Here is a 3,077-nt window from a genome sequence, read left to right as displayed (position 1 = left end):
GCAACGCGGGGCAGCACTGCACAACCAAAAAGCACGCAGAGGGGCATCCTTCTGCGTGCTTTTTTGTTTGTGGGGTACGTCCCCCCCGGTATCAGCGGTGCGGGTCGGGATACAGCAGCTGCAGCCCCGGCAGCTGGGGCCGCTGGAAGGGTTGCCACACCACGCCGGGCCCCTGGGGCTGGCCCAGCCGGTCGGCCACGGCCCACCAGGCGCTGGGGTTCAGGCCAATGCCGAAGTGGCTGGCCACCACCTCGATGTTTTCGGTGTGCGGGTTGTGGTCGGCAGGCGCCTGGATGCTGCCGCGCCAGGCCACCACGCCGTCGGTGCGCGAGAAGATGCTGGTGGTGGGCACGGGCGGTGCCTCGGGCAGGTTGTAGTTCTCGGTCTCGCGTTCGATGCTGCGGCCGCTCGCAAACTGGTAGATGCGCCAGGCGTTGGTGGAGCGGTGGTGCCCGGCAAAGGGCGTGCCCAGCGTGATCACGCAGCGCACCAGGTCGGGCATCTCCTTGGCCAGCTCGCGGGCGTAGATGCCGCCCAGGCTCCAGCCCACCAGGCTGACCTTGTGGCCGCTGGCATCGGCCGCTTCCTGCAGCTGGCGCTTGGCGGTTTCCAGCACGCCATCGCGCGGGCCCAGGTTCAGGCCCTGGCCCCAGCCCAGGGTGTCGTAGTTGCGCGATTCAAGATAACGGCGCAGCGGCATGGTGGTGGCGTCGCCCGCCGTGAGCCCGGGAAACACGATCACGGTGTGCCCGTCGCCCAGCGGTGCGCGCTGCAGCACGGGCCAGGCAGGCAGCACGGCGCCAAACTCCCAGGGGGCGCGCAGCTCCAGCGCCAGCAGGGGCAGGCCGGGGGGCGGCAGGTCGGTGGGGTCGGATTCTTTCTTGTTGAACAGAGCCATCAATTCATCGTTTCAAAGCGGGGCGGCACACCGGGCGTGTGGCTTGCGGCGACGGTAGCATTTTTTCGGCAGACGGCCGGGGGTGGAAATGGAGCTAGCTCTCCAATTCCTGCCCGGGGCGGGGCGGTGAAAACGGGGCGGCAAGGTTCCCAAACTCCACCTGAAGACGGGCTGACGATGGATGTGTTTTGATCGATTTTGTTATTAATTGCAACTGTTCGCTGCTATGCTTTCTTCACGCTTGCGCGGGCAAAGAACAGGTTCTGTGGTTCCGGTAGACCGCGTGCCTTGCCGAACAACCCCTCCATCCAGAAAGACTGCGTCCATGACCGTCGTATCCGCCCCTGCGCCCTCCCATGCATCCGCCCCCCAGCGCTCTGCTGCCGTGACCACCGCAGCGTCGGTGGGCCGCGAATACCTGACCTTCCGCCTGGGGGCCGAGGAATACGGCATCGACATCCTGCGCGTGCAGGAAATCCGCTCGTACGAGCCGCCCACGCGCCTGGCGCATTCGCCCGATTTCATCCGGGGCGTGATCAACCTGCGCGGCCGCATCGTGCCCATCCTGGACTTGCGCGTGAAGCTGCAATGCCCCGAGGCGAGCTACACCGACTTCACGGTGGTCGTCATCCTGGACATCGGCGCCACGGTGATTGGTGCAGTGGTGGATGCCGTGGCCGACGTGGTCACCCTCACCCCCGACGTCATCAAGCCCACCCCCCAGTTCGAACGCCAGGGCCATGTGGACCCGGCCTTTGTCACCGGCATCGCCAGCCTGGGCGAACGCATGCTGATCGTGATGGACATCGAGGCCCTGCTCAGCAGTGACGAAATAGGGCTGGTGACAAAAGCCACGCCGGAGTAAGGTATTTGCGCAGCAAGTCCTCGACACTGGCTTGCGGCCCGGTCGTCGCCCAACGAATTCATAAGCAACCCCGAGGAGAAGCACAATGATCCAATGGAAGATATCCACCCGGCTGACCATCGCGTTTGCTGCCATGGTGCTGCTGCTGGTGGTGCTGGGCTCGGTCGCTCTGGCCCGCTCTGCCAGCCAGCGCGCCGCGCTCAATGACATCGTCGAAGTGCGCATCCCCATCACCAAGGCAATGGGCGTTCTGGCCGACGGGGTGAATGTCCAGGCCATTCAATTCCGCAACCTCGCGATCTTCACTTCCGACAACATCACCAAGCCATCGCTGGAGCGTGTGACGGCGGCGCGCAGCGCCATCGCCGAGCAGATGACGGTCCTCACCAAGCTGGTGCAGTCTGACAAAGGCAAGGAGATCCTGGGGCGTGTGCAGGCTAACCGTGCCGCCTTCCTCAAGGTGGGCGACGAATACCTGGCGCTGATCCAGCAGGGGCAAAGGGATGAAGCCCTGAAGCTGCTTGAAGAAAAGGTGCGCCCCACCCAGCTGGAGTACCAGAAGACCATCAAGGAGCAGGTGGACTACCAGGCCCAGGTCACCATCGATGCGGGCCAGCGTGCCGAGGCGGCCGCCAGCGCCCTGCAGCGCGATGTGCTGATTGCAGGCGCCCTGGCGATTGCGGTGGCCATCTTCCTGGCAATCAGCATCATCCGCTCCATCACCCGCCCTCTGGCCCAGGCCGTGGAGGCCGCCGACCGCGTGGCCGCTGGCGACCTCAGCGGCCAGATCAACGTCCAGTCCAAGGATGAAACCGGCCAGTTGCTGGCCGCCCTGCAACGCATGCAGCAAAGCCTGGTCAACACGGTGAGTCTGGTGCGCAGCAACGCCGAAGGCGTTGCGTCGGCGAGCTCGCAGATTGCGTCGGGCAACAACGACCTGAGCGCGCGCACCGAACAGCAGGCCTCGGCGCTGGAAGAAACGGCCGCCTCGATGGAAGAGCTGGGCTCCACCGTGCGCCAGAACGCAGACAACGCACGCCAGGCCAACCAGCTGGCCGTGAGCGCCAGCACCGTGGCCGTGCAAGGCGGCGACGTGGTGGCCGAAGTGGTCGAGACCATGAAAGGCATCAACGCCAGCAGCAACAAGATTGCAGACATCATCAGCGTCATCGACGGCATTGCGTTCCAGACCAACATCCTGGCACTCAATGCAGCGGTGGAAGCCGCCCGGGCCGGAGAACAAGGCCGGGGCTTTGCGGTGGTGGCCGGGGAAGTGCGCAGCCTGGCAGGGCGCAGCGCAGAAGCCGCCAAGGA

The 3,077-nt window shown here is 65.3% G+C and carries 3 protein-coding genes; 2 read left to right on the top strand and 1 reads right to left on the bottom strand.

What is annotated here, in order from left to right; translation table 11 throughout:
* Positions 1-91: 91 nt before the first annotated feature.
* On the bottom strand, positions 92-898 hold the full coding sequence (locus CBY09_RS23335) for a lipase family alpha/beta hydrolase (RefSeq protein WP_094291963.1): 807 nt from the start codon (positions 896-898) through the stop codon (positions 92-94).
* Between the two features lie 325 nt (positions 899-1,223).
* Here CBY09_RS23335 and CBY09_RS23330 point away from each other — a divergent pair, with 325 nt between their 5' ends.
* Together CBY09_RS23330 and CBY09_RS23325 are read left to right on the top strand one after the other, a co-directional pair.
* Positions 1,224-1,763, top strand: a complete 540-nt coding sequence (locus tag CBY09_RS23330; RefSeq protein ID WP_094291962.1) for a chemotaxis protein CheW — start codon at positions 1,224-1,226, stop codon at positions 1,761-1,763.
* An 85-nt stretch (positions 1,764-1,848) separates the two neighbouring features.
* Positions 1,849-3,077: methyl-accepting chemotaxis protein (locus CBY09_RS23325; RefSeq protein WP_094291961.1), on the top strand; the 1,229-nt coding region annotated here is incomplete at its 3' end.

The sequence above is a fragment of the Acidovorax kalamii genome, assembly GCF_002245625.1.
Classification (GTDB): Bacteria; Pseudomonadota; Gammaproteobacteria; order Burkholderiales; family Burkholderiaceae_C; genus Acidovorax; species Acidovorax kalamii.
This window is presented reverse-complemented; position numbering and strand designations above follow the sequence as displayed.